At 50.5% G+C, this 23266-nt stretch carries 17 protein-coding genes and 2 pseudogenes; 7 read left to right on the top strand and 12 right to left on the bottom strand.

Annotated features, from left to right (window positions below):
• Positions 1–14: 14 nt before the first annotated feature.
• The 5 genes from A7098_RS19710 to cusR form a co-directional block, all read right to left on the bottom strand.
• Entirely contained in the window at positions 15–905 is an 891-nt protein-coding gene (locus A7098_RS19710) for a DUF4434 family protein (RefSeq protein WP_105281329.1), read from the bottom strand.
• The gene (nfrA, locus tag A7098_RS19715; RefSeq protein ID WP_105281330.1) at positions 906–3878 is read right to left on the bottom strand and encodes a bacteriophage adsorption protein NfrA; all 2973 of its coding nucleotides are present in this window, start codon (positions 3876–3878) and stop codon (positions 906–908) included. It abuts the gene before it with no gap.
• Positions 3865–6102 carry a cyclic di-3',5'-guanylate-activated glycosyltransferase NrfB gene (nrfB, locus tag A7098_RS19720; RefSeq protein WP_032224863.1) on the bottom strand — a complete coding sequence of 746 codons (2238 nt, stop codon included), beginning with the start codon at positions 6100–6102 and terminating at the stop codon, positions 3865–3867. Before nrfB ends, nfrA begins: the two co-directional genes overlap by 14 nt.
• 149 nt (positions 6103–6251) lie before the next feature.
• Entirely contained in the window at positions 6252–7694 is a 1443-nt protein-coding gene (gene cusS, locus A7098_RS19725) for a Cu(+)/Ag(+) sensor histidine kinase CusS (protein WP_105281331.1), read from the bottom strand.
• Positions 7684–8367, bottom strand: a complete 684-nt coding sequence (cusR, locus tag A7098_RS19730) for a copper response regulator transcription factor CusR (RefSeq protein WP_000770938.1) — start codon at positions 8365–8367, stop codon at positions 7684–7686. Before cusR ends, cusS begins: the two co-directional genes overlap by 11 nt.
• Before the next feature lie 155 nt (positions 8368–8522).
• On the opposite strand from cusR, the gene cusC reads away from it, so the two are divergent.
• From cusC to pheP, 5 genes are all read left to right on the top strand, one after another.
• Complete coding sequence (cusC, locus tag A7098_RS19735) at positions 8523–9905, top strand: Cu(+)/Ag(+) efflux RND transporter outer membrane channel CusC (RefSeq protein ID WP_105281332.1); 1383 nt, start codon at positions 8523–8525, stop codon at positions 9903–9905.
• A 23-nt stretch (positions 9906–9928) separates the two neighbouring features.
• Entirely contained in the window at positions 9929–10261 is a 333-nt protein-coding gene (gene cusF / locus A7098_RS19740) for a Cu(+)/Ag(+) efflux RND transporter periplasmic metallochaperone CusF (RefSeq protein ID WP_105281333.1), read from the top strand.
• Between the two features lie 15 nt (positions 10262–10276).
• On the top strand, positions 10277–11500 hold the full coding sequence (gene cusB, locus A7098_RS19745) for a Cu(+)/Ag(+) efflux RND transporter periplasmic adaptor subunit CusB (RefSeq protein ID WP_105281334.1): 1224 nt from the start codon (positions 10277–10279) through the stop codon (positions 11498–11500).
• A gap of 11 nt (positions 11501–11511) precedes the next feature.
• Entirely contained in the window at positions 11512–14649 is a 3138-nt protein-coding gene (gene cusA / locus A7098_RS19750; RefSeq protein WP_085460494.1) for a Cu(+)/Ag(+) efflux RND transporter permease subunit CusA, read from the top strand.
• A gap of 243 nt (positions 14650–14892) precedes the next feature.
• The gene (gene pheP, locus A7098_RS19755; RefSeq protein WP_085460495.1) at positions 14893–16269 is read left to right on the top strand and encodes a phenylalanine transporter; all 1377 of its coding nucleotides are present in this window, start codon (positions 14893–14895) and stop codon (positions 16267–16269) included.
• A 79-nt stretch (positions 16270–16348) separates the two neighbouring features.
• Here the strand turns inward: pheP and ybdG are convergent, their stop codons facing one another.
• The 7 genes and pseudogenes from ybdG to A7098_RS24300 form a co-directional block, all read right to left on the bottom strand.
• Positions 16349–17596, bottom strand: coding sequence for a mechanosensitive ion channel YbdG (ybdG, locus tag A7098_RS19760; protein ID WP_001153137.1), 1248 nt, complete (start codon positions 17594–17596; stop codon positions 16349–16351).
• Positions 17597–17707: 111 nt separating this feature from the next.
• The gene (gene nfsB, locus A7098_RS19765) at positions 17708–18361 is read right to left on the bottom strand and encodes an oxygen-insensitive NAD(P)H nitroreductase (protein ID WP_105281335.1); all 654 of its coding nucleotides are present in this window, start codon (positions 18359–18361) and stop codon (positions 17708–17710) included.
• Positions 18362–18453: 92 nt separating this feature from the next.
• Positions 18454–18822 carry an MmcQ/YjbR family DNA-binding protein gene (locus A7098_RS19770; RefSeq protein WP_000360945.1) on the bottom strand — a complete coding sequence of 123 codons (369 nt, stop codon included), beginning with the start codon at positions 18820–18822 and terminating at the stop codon, positions 18454–18456.
• A gap of 64 nt (positions 18823–18886) precedes the next feature.
• On the bottom strand, positions 18887–19135 hold the full coding sequence (locus A7098_RS19775) for a DUF1158 domain-containing protein (protein WP_000682507.1): 249 nt from the start codon (positions 19133–19135) through the stop codon (positions 18887–18889).
• Between the two features lie 64 nt (positions 19136–19199).
• Positions 19200–20318, bottom strand: coding sequence for a YbdK family carboxylate-amine ligase (locus A7098_RS19780; RefSeq protein ID WP_105281336.1), 1119 nt, complete (start codon positions 20316–20318; stop codon positions 19200–19202).
• Between the two features lie 222 nt (positions 20319–20540).
• A pseudogene (locus tag A7098_RS24415) lies at positions 20541–20802 on the bottom strand (hypothetical protein).
• Between the two features lie 34 nt (positions 20803–20836).
• Positions 20837–21291, bottom strand: a pseudogene (locus A7098_RS24300) (IS4/IS5 family transposase); the annotation flags it as partial.
• Positions 21292–21841: 550 nt separating this feature from the next.
• Here A7098_RS24300 and A7098_RS19795 point away from each other — a divergent pair.
• Together A7098_RS19795 and A7098_RS19800 are read left to right on the top strand one after the other, a co-directional pair.
• Positions 21842–22204, top strand: a complete 363-nt coding sequence (locus A7098_RS19795; RefSeq protein WP_001561605.1) for a hypothetical protein — start codon at positions 21842–21844, stop codon at positions 22202–22204.
• Positions 22205–22285: 81 nt separating this feature from the next.
• A partial coding sequence (locus A7098_RS19800; RefSeq protein WP_105281337.1) for a permease occupies positions 22286–23266 on the top strand: 981 nt, incomplete at its 3' end.

Raw genomic sequence — 23266 nt, forward strand, 5'->3', positions numbered from 1 at the left:
GCTCCCTTAAACAATTAATACTCGAGGATGCCACGCGCGACGGGCAAATAGCGCAGGGAGAAATAGAGCGCGTCTTTGCCGCAGGCGGAACGTTTTGCTAATAGCGAGGCGATCTCCGCATCCGGTTTTGGTTTAGCTTCAAACGTTTTACCTTTGCCCGCGACAAACAGTTCATAAACAATGCCGCTGGCGGGTGAGGAAGCCTGGCAATCTGCACTGGCTTGCAGATAACGTTCGCGTTGCCCGGCGGTGAGTTTATCCACGCCGCTGCCATCCTGTACCCGGACATTAACGCCGGTTGCTTTAACTTGTTCCAGCAGTTGCCGATAGCCATCGGGCGACATATTTCCGGCGAAGAAACTACTGATATAAACCGGTTTTGCCGAAACATCACTAAGCAGTCGCTGAGCATTGTTTAACCATTTCAGCAATGGCTGACGGGCGGCTTCGCTGCGCCAGTTCAGATCGTCAATTTCCGCACTGATGTACCAGCCATCCGGCGTTACGCCCGGTGCGGCGCTCCATAATCTGGCTTGCTGGAGATCGGCCGCCAGCAGGCGATTAAGATAGCTCTCCAGCGCCGCAGATGACTGCTTCTGATGCATAAAAAATTCCGGATCGGCATTCAGGCCAACAATCAGCTTCAGGCCAGCGTGCTGCGCTGCCGCTGCGCGACTGAACAATAATGCACGCTCTTCTGGCTGGGTGAATGCATCGCCGTAACGGGTCCATTGCAAAACCAGGGTGTCGAAGCCCTGCAAACGTAGCTGGCTCATCAGCCCCTGCCACTGGGCGTCGGTGACCTGACTGTCACGATTTTGCGGTTGCCAAATGATACCTTTCATCGCAAAGGAAAAAGGGCTGACCAACAGCAGTGTCAGCATTACGAAAATTAACTTACGCATTTACCAGTGCACTCCAATGGTGAGAAACGCGTTGTTGCGCTCCCCGCTACGTTGATTAATCGCCTTAAAGGTATGCTGATATTCGACGCCGAGACTGACTTTGTGCGGCCAGGCATCATAGTGCGTCTCGCCGGTCCAGATATTCCAGCGCACGCCAACACCGCCAAGCTGCGCGCCCTGAGTGCCTTTATCACGATAGCCGTTGTCCTGAACGTGAGCGTAAGGCTCAATGGTTTGTCCGTTCGCCACCTTCTGATGCCAGCTCACGCGATAATCTGCCGTCCACGCCTGAATATCCTGGCGGACATATTGCGCCGCATCGAGATACAGGTTTTGGGCAAACCAGCCTGAACCGTTCGGGTGCCACTCGTCGCTGTATTTGCCGCCGTTAAAGAACGAGGCACTGGCGCGCAGCATGGTATCGGAGGCGCCATTTTGCCCGTTCAGCGGCAACTGCTGTTCAACGGCGAGGAAAAAGATTTGGTCGCGCAGGGGCTTCCAGCGCAGGCCGGTGCCGGACATCGGATTTTTCACCGGCATTGCTACACCGTTTTCTCCGGTGTCGGCAAATACACGGCTGTAAACCGAAAGCAGGTCGCCTTCCAGCAGCATATTGCGCCCGATGCGGTACTCAGCTTCCAGTTGCGCGTAGCTACGATAGCTTTTCCCTGGCGCAGCGCCGCCAACATTGTTGTTAGCGGTACTCATCGCCCCGGAACGCAAGCCGATGGAAGAATCGAAACTGAACGTCCAGCGGCGACCGACATCTTCATGCAGACGGCGGAAATTGAAGCGTTGCTGATTTTGCCCCGGCGTCAGTGGGGTTATCAGCGCCTGGTTATCAATATCATCAATTACCCGCCGGGCGTACTGTTGTGTTGCAGGCATATCATCCAGACGCTGGTTCACGTAGGCCAGTTGTCGGATCAGTGCCGGATCGTCCGGCAATCCTTTATGTGCCTGTTCCAGCATTTCCCGCGATTGCGCGATATCACCGCTATCCCACAAGGCGTAACCGAGCGCCGCCTGGGTATTGCTGTTATTGGGTTCCAGTTCCAGAGCGGCGCGCAAATCGCTCACCGCCGCAGAGACATCATGACGTTGGCGATAAATCGTCGCCCGCGCAACGTAAGCGTTAGCAGAAGGTGCAATGTTAATTGAGCGCGTGAGATCGTTCAGTGCGAGTTCCGGCTGACCAGGAATATAACGTTGTGCATGTAGCCACCAGTACAGAGCATTGTTTCCCAGCCCGCGTTGTTCTGCCTGCTGAAGCCAGCGATCGCGAGCCGCGCCATTTCCTGCTGCCTGAGCGGTATTGGCGGCAGCAAGTAGATCTTCATTGCTCATGTCGTGAAGGCTGATTTTCTGCCAGGCCGCCAGTGCGGTGGCGTAGTCCTCAACCTGATATGCCTGATAAGCCACCGCGCGATGTTGCCACGCGTTCGGTTGTCGTTGTTCTGCCTGAAGCCATGCATACAACGCCACACCGGGTAGCGTGTCCCGATAACACTTCGCCAGACGGTTCCAGGCCGCAGCATCGTAGGAAGGCGACATATCGCCCAGCAGGCGGACTATCGCCGGGCAATTATCTGCAATACCCGGCAACTGACTTTGCCACTGACGTTGCTCCGCCAGCGGCAAGGGTTTCGATAAAATCGCCACTTTCGCAGGCGTCGCCAGGTAAGGATGACTTTCCAGCAGAGACGCCAGTCGCGCCATTAGAGTCTGGCTGACACGCGCATCGCCCTGGAAAGGATAGCGGTGCAGCAATAAATCGGCAGCTTCGCGTGACTGCTCGTTCTGCATCAGTTGCCAGGTCAGTTGATCCAGGCGGGTAAGATTTGCCGGTTCTTGCTGATACAGCAATCGTGCCAGACGTAGAGCTTCAGCCTTGTTACGGGTCGCTACGCTAACGGCATAACGCTCCTCAAGCATTTCATTGGCGGGGAGGGTGGCGAGCAGTTTTTGCGCTGCGTCGTACTGACCTTCTTTTAAAAGCACCGGTAGCGTTGCGCCAACAACATACTGGCGGTTATCGGCAAACTGTACCGTGTGATTCGCCAACGCCTGAACGGGGTTGGCGCTGTATTTAGATAACAGATAGAGCCAACTTTTCTCTTGTGCGTCCGTGGTAAACAGCGGCTTATTTTCAATGAGATAATGCTGGAGGCGTGCTTTTTCGCCACGATAAGCCAGCGCGGTCGCGTAAGTAATATATGACTGTGGTTCGGTGAAGATCCCCTGTGATTGCAGCGCCAGTATCCGATCGTCCAGCTGCCCGGCAAGCAGAACATCAAACCACTGACGGCGCTCAGCTGCGTTTAATGTATTTTGTTGCCGTGATTCACTGAATAACGCTTCTGCCAGCGGCCACTGCTTGAGGTAGATTGCGCGTTGCAGCAGATCGGTACGCAACGTTTTTCCTTCCGGCGATGCGGCAAACGTTGCATCGTTCAGTTGCGCTCTGGCGACAGGCAACTGTGCCAGTCGCAGGGCATTCTGCCCGACTTCACTGCGGCAACGCAGGGTCGGCGCAGCATCGCACGCCTTTTGCTGAGCCAGCAGTTCTTCAACGGTATTAACGGTTTTGACTTCTACTGGAATAGCCGCAAGATTGCGTTCAAGGCGGGCATCACCAGGATGACGTTTCAGTTGATCTTCAAGCAACAGCCGCGCGCGATCATCATGACCAAAATGGCGATAGGCTTCCGCCAGATATAACGTCAACGGAATATTATCCGGCACCTGCTGATGAATATATTCAAATTCGCGGATGGCGGTTGCTTCGTCGTTATTTTTCTGTGCCTTTAGCGCCTTATCGAGACGGGGATAAATAACAAAATGGCGATAGTCGCTAAGCCCCAGCTCTTCTGCGCTGGTGCCGATAGTGTCTGCGAGTGCGCTGGTACTCAATAAAGACGTCAGCAGTAAACCAGACCATCCGATGACGCGATTAAGGTTATTCTCCTTCATTTTCGGACTCCAGTTGCGCAACCTGTTCTGTGTTTAAACCTGCTTTGAGTAATAGTGATTGCATCGAAACTTGTAATTCGCGTTGAATTGTCAGGACGCGATCCAACGTTTCCTGGCTGATAACGCCTTCGGTGACCAAAAATTTACCGAGCGGCAGTGAGCTGCGTTCATGGCGCAATAACAACACGTTAATTGCAGAACGATTAATATGGCCGAGCGTGGTCAGTATTTCGGCGAACAGGAACTGATGCGGTACATATTGCTGCCAGATGTCGCTGGCCTGCTGTTCAGTGAGCCATTGCTGCTGAACCGCATTGTGCAACATTGCTCGTGGGTCATAACCGCGACGACGCGCATACCAGTGACGTAAACCGGTGACGATTTGCCCGCGCAGAACAATGACGTAACGCACCTTGCGTCCGACCTTACGTGTCAGAGCCGCCAGTGAAACCGGATCGATACCATCTTCGCTGCCGACAATTAACTCATCGTTTTCCAGACGCAGCGGCAGTACCGCATAATGTAGCGCCACGGACGCAGGCATTTCGTCAATCAGCGAGGAAGGGATCTGCCAGGCATCGATCGATTCCCATGCCACGCCGTTTTGCTCCGCCAGCGCCTGTGCAAGCTGTTCGGCGCTAATCAGCCCCTGCATCAGCATTGAACCGCCGAGGCGTAGACCTTCGACGCGATTACGCAGTGCTGTATCGAGTTGTTCTTCAGTGATGACCTGATTTTCCAGCAGGATTTGACCTAACGGGCGCAACGAACGGGTATCGCCAGTCACGCTGGGGAAATCATGCGTCGTTTTATCCCATGCCACGCGACGCGGATCGCCGTGCTGAAGAACCTGTTTCAGCGCGCGCCAGTTAGCCATAAAGTTAATCAGGTTGCCCCAGAATAGCCGCAGGACGGAGAGTAAACCTTGCGTCAGGCCGTAGTAGCCGGTGACAAAAATCACCCGTTGCACAATGCGGTTGATCATCAAGCCAAAGTTTAGCCACAGCAGGGTCATTAACCATGCGCTGCCGCTGAAAATAGAAAGAAAATGCCAGGCATCGGAGCACAAACTTTCATACGCCATCAACAGCAAAAGCTGGAGCATCACCAGCATCGCGAGGAAGCTGACAAAGTTACTGATTGCCCCTTTGCGGTCGCGCCAGAGAAAGTAGTTCAGCGTCAGGCTGGAGGTCCATTTATGGGTTTTAAAGCCCTGGAAAACAATGCCGATGATCCAGCGAGATTTTTGTCGAACCGCAGTCGAAAAGGTATCGGGGAAATATTCGCGCACGCAGATCATGTTTGACGTCCGCGCGTGCTGTAAAAATTTACGCTGCTCGCGTTCTTTGGCTTCGTCCACCACCGGAAAACGGACAAAAATTTCCGTCATACCTTTTTCTTTCAGGCGGAAACCAATATCGTAATCTTCGGTAAGACTCTGCACGTCGAAAGCAATACCGTCACCGTCAGCTAACAGTGCGGTCACGGCGCGGCGGCTGAAACAGGTACCGACGCCTGCGCTGGGCACTTGTCCGGCGAGGGCTTCACGCACCGGAACATCTTTGCCATGCAGTTCTGAAAACTCATCAATGTAAGTCATGCTGGTGAAGTGCGTCCATTCGCGTTCGAACGGATACACCGGGATCTGAATCAGATCTTTACGCTCAACCAGATAGTTGAACAGACGCAATTCCATTGGCGAAATCACGTCTTCGGCATCATGCAGAATAAAACCAGCAAAAGCGAAATTGGCGCTACGCTCAAACTGGGTGATGGCGTCCAGCACGTTGTTCAGACAGTCAGCTTTACTGGTGGGGCCAGGACGCGCGCAGACCACCTTGTGTACATTCGGAAAGCGAGCGCACACTTCGTCAACATCACGCTGAGTATCGGGGTCGTTGGGGTAAGTGCCAACAAAGATATGATAGTTTTCGTAGTCGAGCGTGGTCGCCGCCAGCTCGGCCATATTGCCGATGACGCCCGTTTCATTCCACGCCGGAACCATAATCGCTAAGGGTTTTTCATCCGGCTTATACAGTTCGCGATAACTCATTCGCGGGTAGCGGCGATAAACACTCAACTTGCGCTTAATGCGGCGTACCCAGTAGACGACATCAATAAAAAAATCGTCCAGCCCGCTGATGAACATGATGACCGCTAACGTTATCGCGATGACTTTTAAGCCGTAGAGCCAGGTAGCAAAAACATCAAGAAGCCAGTCCACACAAAAACCTTACATTAATTCTGGTTATGTTTAGGGTGGCGTATATTAAGGTTTTTTATGAATTGTGACAGCTTTTTACCATTAATAGGTATGACTATTGCGGCACGTTATTTTTACACTGGTTATAAAAGTTGCCGTTTGCTGAATGATTAAGCGGGTAATGTGATCACAAACCTTGTCCCCCGCGCATCTGACGTTACCGCAACCGTGCCTTTATGCGCGACTACAATCGATTTCACTATCGCCAGGCCAATACCACTACCTTCGCCTTTTCGCTGGCGGGAGGGGTCAACGCGGTAGAAGCGGTCAAACAATCGCGGTAAGTGCTCGGGTGCAATGGGCGTACCAGGGTTTTCGACAGTAACTTGCACCTGGTGATCGACCGTCTGGCAGCGCACAACAATTGCCTCTCCGGGCGGCGTATAACGCAGGGCGTTCGAAAGCAGGTTGCTTAACGCCCGACGCAGCATCAGCGGATCGCCCGCAACCTGACACTTGTCGCCAGCAAACCGTAACTCCACGCCGCGATCTTCCGCTAACGCCTCGAAAAAATCGAACACTTTGCCGACTTCATCCGCCAGGTTGAGCATTTTCTTTTCGGGGATTAACTGGTTGTTATCGGCCTGGGCGAGAAACAGCATATCGCTGACCATTTTCGCCATTCGCGTCAGCTCTTCGAGATTAGAGTAGAGCACATCTTCCAGTTCCTTCTGGCTGCGCGACTGGCTGAGGGCGATTTCCGTTTGCGTAATGAGATTAGTAATCGGCGTGCGAATTTCGTGGGCGATATCCGCTGAGAAATTGGACTGGCGGGTAAAGACATCCTCAATACGCTCGATCATATGGTTGAACGACAGTACCAACTGTTCCAGCTCAATCGGCACGGTCTGCGGGTCAAGGCGAACATCGAGATCTTTTGAAGTAATGTTCTGGATCTGACGACTGACGCTGCGAATTGGCGAATGGCCTTTATGTACTGCCAACAGCACGATAAAGACGATCAGGATGCTGATGATCGATGCGGTCATAATAAGTTTATTCATCAAATCATTTATGTAATGAAGATGAAAATCGATCGATAGCGCGATATAGAGCGTATAAGCAGGTTTGCCGTCCGCCAGCGGGCCAACCGGCAAGCTAATCATCCGCCAGTTGCTGTGTTCCATATGCCCATGACCGTGGCTCGGCATCATCATCGTCGGGCCAGAAAGGAGATATACCTCGCCGCCCCGTGCGTCTTTATCGGGTATGGCGTCGCGCGCAAACTCGCGGATATCGGGCGCGTCGGGGGAGTGATACACCGTTTTTCCGTGGCTATCTGCCAGGGAAATCAACACGTTGGAATAACCACTGACAATGTCTTCCAGCGTCATTAAGCGTCGAGCTTGTGTCTCTTCGGGATGATTAAGAATGCGCTTGAGCGTGGTGCTAATCTCTTTTAAATCATTAATATCCTGCTCGGCAAAATGCACCTTTACCGAGTGGATCATGATCCATGCAAAGGCGAAAAATGCCGCGATGGTGGCCAGGCTGATAAAAAAGGTCAGGCGGGTTGCCAGTGAAAACGGGCGCTGAAACGGCTTACTGGCCATCCGGCACCTCGAGCATGTAACCCACGCCGCGCACGGTCTGAATCAGCTTTGGTTCAAAGTCGTTGTCGATTTTGCCGCGCAGCCGCTTCACCGCCACATCAATGGCGTTGGTATCGCTGTCAAAATTCATGTCCCATACCTGCGAGGCGATAAGCGAGCGGGGCAGCACTTCGCCCTGATGGCGGAGGAAAAACTCCAGCAGAGTAAATTCTTTACTGGTCAAAGTGATGCGCGTGCCGCTGCGGGTGACTTTGCGGCTGACGAGATCGACCATCAAATCGGCAACCTGAAACTGACTTTCGATAATCACCGCCGCCCCGCGCCGCAGTAGAGTGCGCACCCGCGCCAGCAGTTCAGCAAAAGCGAACGGCTTCACCAGGTAGTCATCCGCTCCCAGCTCCAGTCCCTTGACGCGATGTTCAATCGTACCCAGCGCGCTGAGCAACAGAATCGGCATCCCTTTATTGGCAGAACGCAACATGCGCACGATATCCCAGCCGTTCACGTCCGGCAGCATAATATCGAGGATTATCAGGTCATAATCACCGGTCATCGCCAGATGGTAGCCATTCAGCCCGTTGTCGGCTAAATCGACCACAAAACCGGCTTCGGTTAACCCTTTGGTTAGGTATTCGCCAGTTTTCTTTTCATCTTCGACAATCAACAGTTTCATATTTCCTCCGCATGTTGCCCGGGCAATTCTAGAGGAGCGGGATCAGATGGCAATCGCTTATTGGCAAAATGACAATTTTGTCATTTTCCTGTCACCGGAAAATCAGAGCCTGGAGGGTAAAGTTGGCGGCATAAAACCACTAAAATTTTGTGCCTATGTCTCCTTGTAAACTTCTGACATTTTGTGTGGGTCTTGTGCTAACCGGTTGTTCGCTGGCACCGGATTATCAGCGTCCGGCAATGCCCGTGCCGCAGCAGTTCTCACTCAGCCAGAACGGGCTGGTTAACGCAGCAGATAACTATCAGAACGCGGGCTGGCGCACCTTTTTTGTTGATAATCAGGTGAAGACGCTGATTAGCGAGGCGCTGGTGAATAACCGGGATTTGCGCATGGCGACGCTGAAAGTGCAGGAAGCGCGTGCGCAATATCGTCTGACCGATGCCGATCGCTACCCACAGCTCAATGGCGAGGGCAGCGGTAGCTGGAGCGGCAATCTTCAGGGCGATTCGGCTACGACACGGGAGTTCTCGACTGGCCTTAACGCCAGCTTTGACCTCGATTTTTTCGGTCGCTTAAAGAACATGAGCGAAGCCGAGCGACAAAATTATTTAGCCTCTGAGGAAGCTCAGCGCGCGGTGCATATTCTGCTGGTTTCTAATGTCGCGCAAAGCTATTTCAATCAGCAGCTGGCGTATGCGCAATTGCAAATAGCCGAAGAAACGCTGCGTAATTATCAGCAGTCATATGCGTTTGTCGAAAAACAACTGTTAACCGGCAGTAGTAATGTTCTGGCGCTGGAACAGGCTCGCGGGGTGATTGAAAGTACCCGCAGCGATATCGCTAAACGTCAGGGGGAACTGGCGCAGGCGAATAATGCATTGCAACTGTTACTGGGAAGCTACGGCAAGCTGCCGCAAGCGCAGACAGCGGATAGCGACAGCCTGCAAAGTGTTAAATTACCGGCGGACTTGTCGTCACAAATCTTGTTGCAGCGCCCGGATATTATGGAAGCTGAACACGCGTTAATGGCGGCTAATGCCAATATTGGCGCCGCACGCGCGGCATTTTTCCCGTCTATAAGCCTGACCAGCGGAATATCGACCGCTAGTAGCGAACTGTCGTCATTATTTAACGCCAGCAGCGGGATGTGGAATTTTATTCCCAAAATTGAGATCCCCATTTTTAATGCCGGGCGCAACCAGGCCAATCTGGATATCGCCGAAATTCGCCAGCAGCAGTCGGTAGTGAATTATGAACAGAAAATCCAGAATGCCTTTAAAGAAGTGGCTGATGCGCTGGCATTACGTCAAAGCCTGAACAATCAAATCAGCGCCCAGCAGCGTTATCTGGCGTCGCTACAAATTACCCTGCAACGGGCGCGGGCATTATATCAGCACGGCGCGGTAAGTTATCTGGAAGTGCTGGATGCCGAACGTTCTTTATTTGCAACCCGACAAACTTTACTCGACCTGAATTATGCCCGTCAGGCTAACGAAATTTCTTTATATACCGCACTTGGTGGCGGTTGGCAGCAATAATTTTTAACTCCAGGAGAAAATAAATGAAAAAAGCACTGCAAGTCGCAATGTTCAGTCTGTTTACCGCTATTGGCTTTAATACTCAGGCTAACGAACATCATCATGAAACCATGAGTGAAGCACAACCGCAGGTCATTAGCGCCACCGGTGTGGTAAAAGGCGTTGATCTGGAAAGCAAAAAAATCACCATCCATCACGATCCGATTGCCGCAGTCAACTGGCCGGAGATGACCATGCGTTTTACCATCACCCCGCAGACGAAAATGAGCGAAATTAAAACCGGCGACAAAGTGGCGTTTAATTTTGTCCAGCAGGGCAATCTCTCTTTATTACAGGATATTAAAGTCAGCCAGTAACCCAGGTTTAATTCAATGAAAAAAATCGCGCTTATTATCGGCAGCATGATCGCGGGCGGCATTATTTCTGCGGCAGGTTTTACCTGGTTTGCAAAGGCGGAACCGCCAGTGGAAAAAACGCCAACCGCAGAACGTAAAATCTTATTCTGGTACGACCCGATGTATCCCAATACGCGGTTCGATAAACCAGGTAAATCGCCGTTTATGGATATGGATCTGGTGCCGAAATATGCCGATGAAGAGAGTTCTGCGTCTGGTGTGCGCATTGACCCGACTCAGACGCAGAATCTGGGGGTGAAAACGGCTACCGTCACGCGCGGGCCGCTGACGTTTACCCAGAATTTCCCGGCGAATGTCAGTTACAACGAGTATCAGTATGCCATTGTGCAGGCTCGCGCCGCCGGGTTTATCGACAAGGTGTATCCGCTTACCGTGGGCGATAAAGTGCAAAAGGGCACACGGCTTCTCGACCTGACCATTCCCGACTGGGTGGAAGCGCAGAGTGAGTATTTACTGCTGCGCGAAACCGGCGGTACGGCGACCCAGACTGAAGGCATTCTTGAGCGGCTGAGACTGGCGGGAATGCCGGAGGCTGATATTCGCCGCCTGATCGCCACGCAAAAAATCCAGACTCGCTTTACGCTCAAAGCGCCCATTGATGGCGTGATCACCGCGTTTGATCTGCGCGCGGGAATGAATATCGCCAAAGATAACGTGGTCGCGAAAATTCAGGGTATGGATCCGGTGTGGGTCACTGCTGCGATCCCGGAGTCCATCGCCTGGCTGGTGAAAGATGCCTCGCAGTTTACGCTCACCGTTCCGGCGCGACCCGATAAAACGCTCACCATCCGCAAATGGACGCTACTACCGGGCGTGGATGCCGCGACCCGCACTTTGCAACTGCGTCTGGAAGTCGATAATGCCGACGAGGCACTAAAACCGGGAATGAACGCCTGGTTGCAACTCAACACCGCCAGCGAACCGATGCTGCTCATTCCGTCACAGGCGCTGATTGATACTGGTAACGAACAGCGGGTGATTACCGTTGATGCCGACGGACGCTTTGTACCGAAACGCGTTGCCGTTTTCCAGGCCTCGCAAGGCGTCACCGCGCTACGCTCTGGTCTGGTGGAAGGGGAAAAGGTGGTTTCCAGTGGCCTGTTCCTGATTGATTCTGAAGCCAATATTTCTGGCGCGCTGGAGCGGATGCGCTCTGAAAGTGCTACCCACGCGCATTGAGGGAATAGCCAATGATTGAATGGATTATTCGCCGCTCGGTGGCGAACCGTTTTCTGGTGCTGATGGGCGCGTTGTTTCTGAGCATTTGGGGCACCTGGACCATCATTAACACGCCAGTGGATGCACTGCCGGATCTCTCCGATGTGCAGGTGATTATTAAAACCAGCTATCCCGGTCAGGCTCCGCAAATCGTTGAAAATCAGGTCACTTATCCGCTGACCACCACCATGTTGTCGGTGCCTGGTGCGAAGACCGTGCGCGGTTTCTCGCAGTTTGGCGACTCTTATGTGTATGTCATTTTCGAAGATGGCACCGATCCGTACTGGGCGCGCTCGCGGGTGCTGGAGTACCTCAACCAGGTGCAGGGTAAGCTGCCTGCAGGAGTCAGCGCCGAGCTGGGGCCAGACGCCACGGGTGTTGGCTGGATCTATGAATACGCGCTGGTGGATCGCAGCGGTAAGCACGATCTGGCCGATTTACGCTCATTGCAGGACTGGTTTCTCAAATATGAGCTAAAAACCATCCCTGACGTTGCGGAAGTGGCGTCGGTGGGCGGTGTGGTGAAAGAGTATCAGGTGGTTATCGATCCCCAGCGCCTGGCGCAATATGGCATCAGTCTCGCTGAAGTTAAAAGCGCGCTGGATGCCTCAAACCAGGAAGCGGGTGGTTCGTCGATTGAACTGGCGGAAGCGGAATATATGGTGCGCGCCAGCGGCTATCTGCAAACGCTCGACGACTTTAATCACATCGTTTTAAAAGCCAGTGAAAATGGCGTGCCCGTTTATCTGCGTGATGTTGCGAAAGTCCAGGTAGGGCCGGAAATGCGCCGGGGCATTGCGGAACTGAACGGCGAAGGCGAAGTGGCGGGCGGAGTGGTGATCCTGCGCTCCGGCAAAAACGCCCGTGAAGTGATCGCCGCCGTGAAGGACAAGCTGGAAACGCTGAAAAGCAGTCTGCCGGAAGGCGTGGAGATAGTTACAACATACGATCGCAGCCAGCTCATTGATCGCGCCATCGACAACCTCAGCGGCAAGTTGCTGGAAGAGTTTATTGTGGTGGCGATAGTCTGCGCGCTGTTTCTCTGGCATGTGCGCTCGGCGCTGGTGGCGATTATTTCGTTGCCGCTGGGGTTGTGTATTGCTTTTATTGTCATGCACTTTCAGGGACTGAACGCCAATATTATGTCGCTGGGCGGCATTGCGATTGCCGTCGGGGCGATGGTCGATGCCGCTATCGTCATGATCGAGAATGCGCATAAACGGCTGGAAGAGTGGCAGCACCAGCATCCTGACGCCACGCTGGATAATAAAACGCGCTGGCAGATTATCACCGATGCATCTGTTGAAGTGGGGCCGGCGCTGTTTATCAGTCTGCTGATTATCACGTTGTCGTTTATCCCGATCTTCACCCTGGAAGGGCAGGAAGGGCGTCTGTTTGGCCCACTGGCGTTCACCAAAACCTATGCCATGGCGGGTGCGGCGCTGCTGGCGATCGTGGTGATCCCGATCCTGATGGGCTACTGGATACGTGGCAAAATTCCGCCAGAAAGCAGTAACCCGCTCAACCGTTTTTTGATTCGTATTTACCATCCGCTGTTGCTGAAAGTACTGCACTGGCCGAAAACCACGCTGCTGGTGGCGGCGCTTTCGGTGCTGACGGTTATCTGGCCGCTGAATAAAGTTGGCGGGGAATTTTTACCGCAGATCAATGAAGGCGACTTGTTGTATATGCCTTCGACGCTGCCGGGGATTTCCGCGTCGGAAGCAGCGAGTATGTTGCAAAAAACCGACAAGCTGATTATGAGCGTGCCGGAAGTGGCGCGGGTGTTTGGCAAGACCGGGAAAGCGGAAACCGCCACCGATTCTGCCCCGCTGGAGATGGTAGAAACGACCATTCAGCTTAAGCCACAGGATCAGTGGCGACCAGGCATGACGATGGACAAAATCATCGAAGAGCTGGATAACACCGTGCGGCTGCCGGGGCTGGCGAATCTGTGGGTGCCGCCAATCCGTAACCGCATCGACATGCTCTCGACCGGCATTAAAAGCCCCATCGGCATTAAAGTTTCCGGCACTGTGCTGGCGGATATCGACGCGATGGCGGAGCAAATTGAAGACGTGGCGCGAACGGTGCCAGGCGTGGTTTCGGCCCTTGCCGAGCGTCTGGAAGGTGGGCGCTATATCAACGTTGAGATTAACCGTGAAAAAGCCGCGCGTTACGGTATGACGGTGGCGGATGTGCAGTTGTTTGTGACTTCTGCGGTGGGCGGGGCGATGGTTGGCGAAACGGTGGAAGGAATTGCCCGTTATCCGATTAATCTGCGTTATCCGCAAAGCTGGCGCGATAGCCCGCAGGCGCTGCGACAGTTACCGATCCTGACGCCGATGAAGCAGCAAATCACCCTGGCGGACGTGGCCGACGTTAACGTCTCCACCGGACCGTCGATGCTGAAAACCGAGAATGCGCGCCCGACAAGCTGGATTTATATCGACGCCCGCGATCGTGACATGGTGTCGGTGGTTCACGATCTGCAAAAAGCGATTGCCGAGAAAGTGCAGTTGAAACCGGGCACCAGCGTGGCGTTTTCCGGTCAGTTCGAGTTACTGGAGCGCGCCAACCATAAGCTGAAACTCATGGTGCCGATGACGCTGATGATCATCTTCGTGCTGTTATATCTGGCGTTCCGTCGCGTGGGGGAAGCGTTACTGATTATCAGCAGCGTACCGTTTGCGCTGGTGGGCGGCATCTGGTTCCTGTGGTGGATGGGCTTTCATCTTTCCGTCGCGACGGGCACCGGTTTTATCGCTCTCGCCGGAGTCGCTGCCGAGTTTGGCGTGGTGATGCTGATGTATTTACGTCACGCCATAGAGGCAGAGCCGTCGCTGGATAACCCGCAGACCTTTAGCGAGCAGAAACTGGATGAGGCGTTGTATCACGGCGCGGTACTGCGCGTGCGCCCGAAAGCGATGACGGTGGCGGTGATTATCGCCGGTTTGCTGCCGATTCTGTGGGGAACGGGGGCGGGTTCAGAGGTGATGAGTCGCATCGCCGCGCCGATGATTGGCGGCATGATTACTGCACCTTTGCTGTCGCTGTTTATTATCCCGGCGGCGTATAAGCTGATGTGGCTGCACCGGCATCGGATTTAGGCAAAATTGCCTGATGCGCTACGCTTATCAGGCCTACAGCGTGAATTATAATTTATTGAATTTGCACATTTCTGTAGGCCAAATAAGGCGTTAACACCCTAATTGGCAATAACAAGGTACTTTTTGTCGGCAATTTGCATAAGAAAGGGATACCCGGTTTAACTGTGTGGATTGTGTCTTGCGACGACCAGCACTAAATGTTAAAAGGAGCCCCTCAATAAAAAAGACACACAGGGGAAAGGCGTGAAAAACGCGTCAACCGTATCGGAAGATACTGCGTCGAATCAAGAACCGACGCTTCATCGGGGATTACATAACCGTCATATTCAGCTAATTGCGCTGGGTGGCGCCATTGGTACAGGTCTGTTTCTTGGCATTGGTCCGGCGATTCAGATGGCGGGGCCGGCTGTATTGCTGGGCTACGGCGTTGCCGGGATCATCGCTTTCCTGATTATGCGCCAGCTCGGCGAGATGGTGGTCGAAGAGCCGGTATCTGGTTCGTTTGCCCACTTTGCCTATAAATATTGGGGACCGTTTGCAGGCTTCCTCTCCGGCTGGAACTACTGGGTGATGTTCGTGCTGGTGGGAATGGCAGAGCTGACCGCTGCGGGCATCTATATGCAGTACTGGTTCCCGGATGTTCCAACGTGGATTTGGGCTGCCGCCTTCTTTATTATCATCAACGCCGTTAACCTGGTGAACGTGCGCTTATATGGCGAAACCGAGTTCTGGTTTGCGCTGATTAAAGTGCTGGCGATCATCGGCATGATCGGTTTTGGCCTGTGGCTGCTGTTTTCTGGTCACGGCGGCGAGAAAGCCAGTATCGATAACCTCTGGCGCTACGGTGGTTTCTTTGCCACCGGCTGGAATGGGCTGATTTTGTCGCTGGCGGTGATTATGTTCTCCTTCGGCGGTCTGGAGCTGATTGGGATTACTGCCGCTGAAGCGCGCGATCCAGAAAAAAGCATCCCTAAAGCAGTGAATCAGGTCGTGTATCGCATCCTGCTGTTTTATATCGGTTCACTGGTGGTTTTACTGGCGCTCTACCCGTGGGTGGAAGTGAAATCCAACAGTAGCCCGTTTGTGATGATTTTCCATAATCTCGACAGCAACGTGGTAGCTTCTGCGCTGAACTTCGTCATTCTGGTAGCATCGCTGTCAGTGTATAACAGCGGAGTTTACTCCAACAGCCGGATGCTGTTTGGCCTTTCTGTGCAGGGTAATGCGCCGAAGTTTTTGACTCGCGTAAGCCGTCGCGGTGTTCCGATTAACTCGCTGATGCTTTCCGGAGCGATCACTTCGCTGGTGGTGTTGATTAACTATCTGCTGCCGCAAAAAGCGTTTGGTTTGCTGATGGCGCTGGTGGTGGCAACGCTGCTACTTAACTGGATTATGATCTGCCTGGCGCATCTGCGTTTTCGTGCGGCGATGCGACGTCAGGGGCGTGAAACCCGCTTCAAAGCTCTGATGTATCCGTTTGGCAACTATCTTTGCATTGCCTTTCTCGGCATGATTTTGCTGCTGATGTGCACAATAGATGATATGCGCTTGTCAGCGATCCTACTGCCGGTGTGGATTGTGTTCCTGTTTGTGGCGTTTAAAACGCTGCGTCGGAAATAAGGCGTTCACGCCGCATCCGACAAAACGATGTCAACAATCTGAAGCCGCTCTCATCCATTCGATGAGAGCGGTTTTTTTATTATTGCTTAAATGCACCCGCCAGAGAGCGAATATCATTTCCGGTTGGTGACTGATGGAGTCGTAGACCAAACTCTTCGACAATGGCAAATATATGGTCAAAAATATCCGCCTGAATGCTTTCATATTCCAGCCACACTACGGTATTGGTAAACGCATATATCTCAAGCGGTAAACCATTATCGCCCGGTGCAAGCTGACGTACCATTAAGGTCATATCTTTACGAATACGTGGATGGTTACGTAGATATTCGTTCAGATAGGCACGAAATGTTCCAATATTCGTCATTCGGCGCAGGTTTAATACTGACTCCGTAGACCCTTGCTGGCGGTTCCACTCATTAATTTCCTGATGGCGGCTGGTTAAATAAGGCTTTAACAGATGCGCTTTATTCAGCCGCTGCATTTCGGTTTCATCAAGAAAGCGAATGCTGGTGACATCAATACTGATACTGCGTTTAATGCGTCGTCCACCAGAGGCTGACATTCCGCTCCAGTTTTTAAAGGAGTCAGAAACCAGAGACCAGGTGGGAATAGTGGTAATGGTATTGTCCCAGTTACGTACTTTGACGGTGGTTAAACCAATATCGATCACCGCGCCATCCGCGCCGTATTTCGGCATTTCCAGCCAGTCGCCCAGTTTCAGCATATCGTTCGCGGAAAGCTGAATACCTGCCACCAGACCAAGAATCGGATCTTTAAATACCAACATCAGCACGGCAGCCATTGCGCCAAGACCACTGATCAGAATGGTCGGTGACTGACCAATCAGCAGCGAGATCATCAAAATGCCGACCAGAATAGCGCCGATCAGCTTTATCCCCTGAAATATCCCTTTCAGCGGTAACTGTTTTGCTGCCGGGAATTTCTGCGCCAGATTTAAAATAACATCCAGCAACGAGAAGACTGAAAGCAGCGCATACATCATGATCCACAACTGTGCGCAGGTGGTCAGAATATCAGCCGCTTCGGTGCCTTTTTGCAGCCAGAATACCGCCTGAATATTGACGATAATCCCCTGCAGGGTAAAAGCTAAACGGTGAAATAGTTTATTCTGGGTAATGATTTGCAGCCACAGCCGTGAACTGGCAATGGCGCGTTTTTCGAAGGTACGTAATACCACCCAGTGCAAAATAATATGCACTACAACGGCGGTCAGAAAAATAATACCGAAAATCATCACCATTGAGGTGGTGTGATCAATCTCAATACCCGCTAAATCTTCAACCTGGGATATTAAATCCTGCATAACGTCTCCTGTATACAACAGCGGACTATGATGACGGCTGAAACAGGGTTATGCAAATCAGGAAAATCTGATGTGAAATAGCCGGGATCAGTTCCCGGCTATAAAGGAGAATTACACTTCAGTTAAGGTGATACTTTGCGGCAGACGAGATTTTGGCAGGGTAGCGTTAAAATCTTCCACGCTGTGATGGCCTACCGGTACGACCACCAGACTGGTGTAACCTTTCTCTTTCAAACCAAATTCTTCATCGAGGATCGTCGCGTCAAAACCTTCGATTGGCACCGCGTCCAGACCCAGTGCCGCAACGCCCAGCAGGAAGTTACCGACGTTGAGATAAACCTGTTTTGCCATCCACTCTGCATCATCATGCAGATCTTTACGGTGCATATCGGCGAAGAACTTACGGCCTTTATCGTTCGCGGCTTTCGCTTCCGGCGTGGCAAAGCGGCCGTCAGCATCTTCCTGGTCAATAACCCGTTTCAGCCATGCATCGTCCATTGCGGTTTTCGCGCAGAACACCACGACGTGCGAGGCATCAAGTATTTTACGTTCGTTGAACACGTAATTGTCGGCGGCGGATTTAGCGACACGCGCTTTACCTTCTTCCGTGCTGGCCACAATAAAATGCCATGGCTGGGAGTTGGTGCTGGATGGGCTGTACTGCAACAGGGTTTTGATCTGCTCGGCTTGTTCCGGGGTAAGTTTTTTGCTGGCATCAAATGCCTTAGTGGAATGACGCTTTAGGGCGACAGAAATGATATCCATAAAGACTCCTTGTGAAAGATGTTTGTGTGCCAGCAGATTACAAGGATCGAAGTAAAATGGTAAGCGAGAAAAATGCGCTATAGATTTCCGCTTTAGTCTGGACGTACTCTTTTTTGATCGCGTTTAGCCAGGCCATCAACCACTAAGTTCCACGAATCGTTAATCAGATCGCTGAGCAACGATTCAGAGATTTCGTCGCCGGGATACACCGAAATCCAGTGCTTTTTATTCATGTGATACCCAGGCTTAATGCTCGGGTATATTTGCTGATTTAACAGGGATTTTTGTGGATCGGACTTCAGATTGATAAAGGGGACGCCGCGCAGTTCTGACGACAGCATAAAAATCTTGCCGCCAATTTTAAAAACATCGAACTCCGGGCCAAAAGGCCAGCAAAGCTCGACAAAGGGTAACTCAAGGGCCAGGCGTTTCGCCGTTTCGTGCAGTGATTGCTTATCCATAAACGTTCCTTTAGGCGAAGGAAAATAAGCAAAGTATGCCGCGAAGTTCGGCGATAATCGACGTTTAATCCGCTAGCGAGAACCAGCGTCGCCAGATAAAGCGCAGAACAAAATACTCAATAGCGCCCAGCACTAAAAACCATAGGCAAAATAACAACGTGTAAAGCTGACTCAGATCCATCAGATGGAACGTGGCCATCAGTTTCTGTGCCAGCGTCAGCCCCAGCGCGGGGGCGGGCAGCAGCAGGCAAGAGAGAAAAGCCATCAGCAAAATGCCTGCTGCTGCGGTCAAGGTTTCTAAGGGGTGTTTCATAACATTGTTAAATGTAAGTAAAACACCATTGTCGGGGATATTCTTCTGTAAGGCAATTCCCGGCTTAGTCACCGGCCCAGATCTCACAATGCTTTTTCACCAGCCCAATCAGCGAGCCGCCATCGGCGACGAAATCGCGCATTAGCTGCGCTTCATTCAGACCGCTGACGACCTGGCGATGCAGTGCTTCTATTGCGCTCGATGCGCCAATTTTATTTGCAGAAGGGGCGATTTTTTCCAGTAAACGCAAGGTGTCTTCCATTAGTGACCGACGATCGCCAGTATGCGGATCGGTAATGACGCCTTCCAGCCCATAGCGACAGGCCTGGAAACGGTTGAATTTATACAGCAGGTAATCTTTCTCCTGATGTTTAAACGGGCGTTCCGTCAGTAACCAGTGGGCGGTGGCCTGAATCAATCCCGCCATATTTACCGCATGGCTAAGGGTTAACGGGGTATCCATCACCCGAACCTCCACCGTGCCAAAATGAGGACTGGGGCGAATATCCCAGTGCAGATCTTTAATGCTGTCGATCATCGTGGTGTAACTCAGGCAGCGAAACAGGGCTTCAAATTGTTGCCAGTTACTGACCCACGGCATTGGACCATTATCGGGAAAGGCAGAAAAAATATTCGGTCGTGAGGAGGCAAAACGTGTATCCGTTCCCTGCATATACGGCGATGCGGCAGAAAGGGCGATAAAGTGCGGTACAAAGCGTGATAAGCCGTGCAGCAAATAAATAGCGTCATCACCACTGGCGCAGCCAACGTGAACATGCTGACCAAAAACAGTCGCTTGTTGAATGAGATAGCCGAAGTTTTCCAGCGTCCGTTGATAACGTTCGTTATCGCACACCTCCTGACGCTGCCATTTCTGAAACGGGTGCGTACCACCGCCGCAAATTTCCAGATGATGGTCTGCGGCTGCCTGCAATACGACTTTCTGCATCGCTGAAAATTGCCCGGCAGCCTGGTTGATATCACGGCAAACATCCGTCGCCAGTTCCAGCATACTTTCGGTGATATCGTGCTTCACCTCCCCGGCAGTGATCTTGCTTTTTACCGCGTCAATCAGCGTTGAAGAGTCCTGGCTAAGGTCATATCCCGGAGGATTAACCACCTGCATTTCCAGTTCAATACCGAGGGTAAAAGGTTCAGAGACATGAAAATCGGGTAATGGCATAGGTTTCTCTTATGTTGGCGTTTTCATTCCAGTATAGAAGTGTCAGCGGCAGGGCGAGATGCGGAAGTTCTGGAATGTTTCTTTTTTTGGTGATGGTGAACTGATTGCTACTGAAGCAATTTGGCTACTTTTGCAATGTGACAAGTAGCGGCAGAGCTGGCTGGCGGCGAAGAATTTTGACGATTGGGGCGTGCAGAAAAAAACTGGCTCAGCTTCGGTTGATCAAATGAGTAGTGTGAGAAGTCCGGAACAGGATTTACTGTATAAATAAACAGATATTTTGCTAAGGAAGGGTAAGATAACAGCGGGTGCCTGAAGCTTTCCGGTTTCAGGTTAACTCTGAGGTCTGGAAAGATGAAGCCCCAGGAGATATTTCTATCAACCCTGGGGCTGCCACTCCAAACCCAACAATTTGGATGGTAGTCCCTTCTTCGCATGGAGGCAATATAAACATGCTGACGAAATATGCTCTTGTGGCGGTCATGGTGCTGTGTTTAAAGGTAATTTTTATCCGGTTTATTCGGAGCAATAGTGATTGCAAGCGTATCAAGAAAATTCTTATAGAACTGAGCAATTTGTTGCCAGAATGACGATACAACCTGATCCAGAAGTAATATAGAACGCCCGTCGCAAACTTGGGGAGTATGCAGAACATGGAATGCCTGAGAAGGATAACCACTCCAGTCAACGGCAATGACGCACAACGTAAGGTCTCGGGGCTGAAACCGGGTAATATTATGAAAAATAGCCGGGATATCGCGGTGTAAAGCGTCATTGCCTGGCAGGCGATCGATGAGCTTAATCTTGTTTTAACCTGAGCATTACCTGGCATATACCGTCCAATGCTGGTAAGGATGAGGGATGCGTCCCGACTAAGCGCAGCAGTGGCGTCAAGGATGGCATTCTGGCGGTACTGATGAAATGGAGTCAAATCATCACGGAAAAACTTTTGGCATGATGAGCGAACGGGCATAGAGGTGATCTCCTGAATTGTTAGCACAACCAGTCGACCACAAAACTCTATGCCCGTCTTTTTTACCCGCCTATTACTGAGGATTTCTCCGTACCATTACCGGCATTTGTTATCTTTCATTGCTACATACGTCATCCCCCAACAAAGCAATGCTTTATAATATTATCGTAATGTCTTATTTTTTATTATTGCGATGGCTTTCTGAACATTTTATAGTGTTAGGTGTAAATCATTTATATTGATTCACGATAGGAGGATATGGACACCACACTTATTTTATGTCACTCAAGAAACACTTAAAATTCGTTGCACGTGTTATTATTCTATTAAATAATTGCACATAATAGATTTTTTCTATTATGTAATAAAATAAAACACTATTAGATACTAGATATGCTAATAGTTTTATACTCTAAATAATTCGAGTTACAGGTAGTGTATAAGTGAGTTCCCAAGAGCTTGCATAAGTAAGTGACTGAGGGAGCGTAAGTGCAGTACATGCAACTTGTTGCATGACAAATATATTATCTATTAACAATAAGAGGTTACAATGAAGAAATATATTTTAGTATCTCTGATGGGATTAAGTTTGAACGCATTTGCGGGTGGCAGCGGCTGGAACCCAGACAGGGTAGACCCGAGCCGTTGTGTTATGGCTACGGGGTCAGGTCCTACCTCTGCGGGTTATATGGTATACCGAACGACTGACTCAGTGTGTATGCAGGGTATAAATGAAGGAAAAGTGAAAGGTGTCCATATTTATGATGGGCATCATGAGTTCAATGATGGTACTGTTGACACGTTTAGCGGTAATGTTACCCCAATATCACCTTTGACATTAAAAACTGATGTTCAAAAAGTTAATAAAGTTGGCATCAAACGCTGGTGGTATAAAGCTAGCTGGATTAAATAAAAAATACCTTGCCAAACGTTAATAAATAACTTAAACACATCGAATGCGAATCTTTGCATTCGGTGTATTTTTTTCAAAAAAATGATTGTGTTTTTTTACATTAAAGATGCTTTGCAAAATATTGCTGAAAATAAAAAGCAAATTTTCACATTTGTGATTTTTTTAACACTTAGTTTCATCGGTATAACAATTACTGATTCGTTGATTTTTAGTGTTTCAAAAAAAGCAGAAGAAGAGCTCAAAACTTATGGTGACAATGTTATTTCTATTGACATCTATAATCAAAAAAACATTAATGAGGTAATGCAAGTATTATCTCCTATATATAAATCATTATCATACTCAAAAACTTATATATTCAATGGCGGTCAAACACCTTACGATGACAAACCTTTATCAGTGACAGGTATTGATGCACTAGGTTTATCCATAAATAAAATAACCACCAATAACATGGAATTTAATGGAGATGTTGCTATTGTTAGTGAGGATAGTCCATATTTACACAATGGGATTGTTTTCCTTAATGGGATACCGTTTAAAATTATTGGCGTAATTCCAAAAATGAAAATGGACTTCCTGGACAGTCTTGGGTTATCGAAATATCAGAGCAACAATCAGCTCTTTATCCCCTTAAGTACATTATTCAGATTCAAGCTAAGCAGTAACATTGACAATGTTAAGATAGTGTTAAGTGATAAAGTTAGCGAAAATGATATTAACACAACAAAAAAAACGCTTGGTGAGGAAAAAATACCAGAATACAATATTATAACAGCTCTTGATGTAAGAAGCACCGTCGACAAAGTGTTGAATAGATTCTCCATATTAACAAACACTATATATATAATGTTGACATTGTTTGCTGCGGTTATATGTATTGTGTTGTGTAAACGAACATTTTCTTCCCGAAGCACAGAATTTGCACTAAAAATTATCCACGGTATAAAACAAAACTCGATAATTCTCGTTGTCATCATAGAATCAATGATTACATTAGTAATTTGTTTATTCAACTCATTGGTCGCTTCTTATTTTATTATGTTATGGATGTCTCAAATG

Source organism: Escherichia sp. MOD1-EC7011, assembly GCF_002965005.1.
GTDB classification, from domain to species: Bacteria; Pseudomonadota; Gammaproteobacteria; order Enterobacterales; family Enterobacteriaceae; genus Escherichia; species Escherichia ruysiae.

Coding starts and splice junctions, on each gene's coding strand:
- A7098_RS19795 (WP_001561605.1), top strand. CDS start 21,842: ATGAAGAAATATATTTTAGTATCTCTGATGGGATTAAGTTTGAACGCA.
- cusF (WP_105281333.1), top strand. CDS start 9,929: ATGAAAAAAGCACTGCAAGTCGCAATGTTCAGTCTGTTTACCGCTATT.
- A7098_RS19780 (WP_105281336.1), bottom strand. CDS start 20,318: ATGCCATTACCCGATTTTCATGTCTCTGAACCTTTTACCCTCGGTATT.
- nfrA (WP_105281330.1), bottom strand. CDS start 3,878: ATGAAGGAGAATAACCTTAATCGCGTCATCGGATGGTCTGGTTTACTG.
- A7098_RS19770 (WP_000360945.1), bottom strand. CDS start 18,822: ATGGATAAGCAATCACTGCACGAAACGGCGAAACGCCTGGCCCTTGAG.
- ybdG (WP_001153137.1), bottom strand. CDS start 17,596: ATGCAGGATTTAATATCCCAGGTTGAAGATTTAGCGGGTATTGAGATT.
- cusB (WP_105281334.1), top strand. CDS start 10,277: ATGAAAAAAATCGCGCTTATTATCGGCAGCATGATCGCGGGCGGCATT.
- cusA (WP_085460494.1), top strand. CDS start 11,512: ATGATTGAATGGATTATTCGCCGCTCGGTGGCGAACCGTTTTCTGGTG.
- A7098_RS19775 (WP_000682507.1), bottom strand. CDS start 19,135: ATGAAACACCCCTTAGAAACCTTGACCGCAGCAGCAGGCATTTTGCTG.
- A7098_RS19710 (WP_105281329.1), bottom strand. CDS start 905: ATGCGTAAGTTAATTTTCGTAATGCTGACACTGCTGTTGGTCAGCCCT.
- nfsB (WP_105281335.1), bottom strand. CDS start 18,361: ATGGATATCATTTCTGTCGCCCTAAAGCGTCATTCCACTAAGGCATTT.
- cusS (WP_105281331.1), bottom strand. CDS start 7,694: ATGGCCAGTAAGCCGTTTCAGCGCCCGTTTTCACTGGCAACCCGCCTG.
- cusR (WP_000770938.1), bottom strand. CDS start 8,367: ATGAAACTGTTGATTGTCGAAGATGAAAAGAAAACTGGCGAATACCTA.
- cusC (WP_105281332.1), top strand. CDS start 8,523: ATGTCTCCTTGTAAACTTCTGACATTTTGTGTGGGTCTTGTGCTAACC.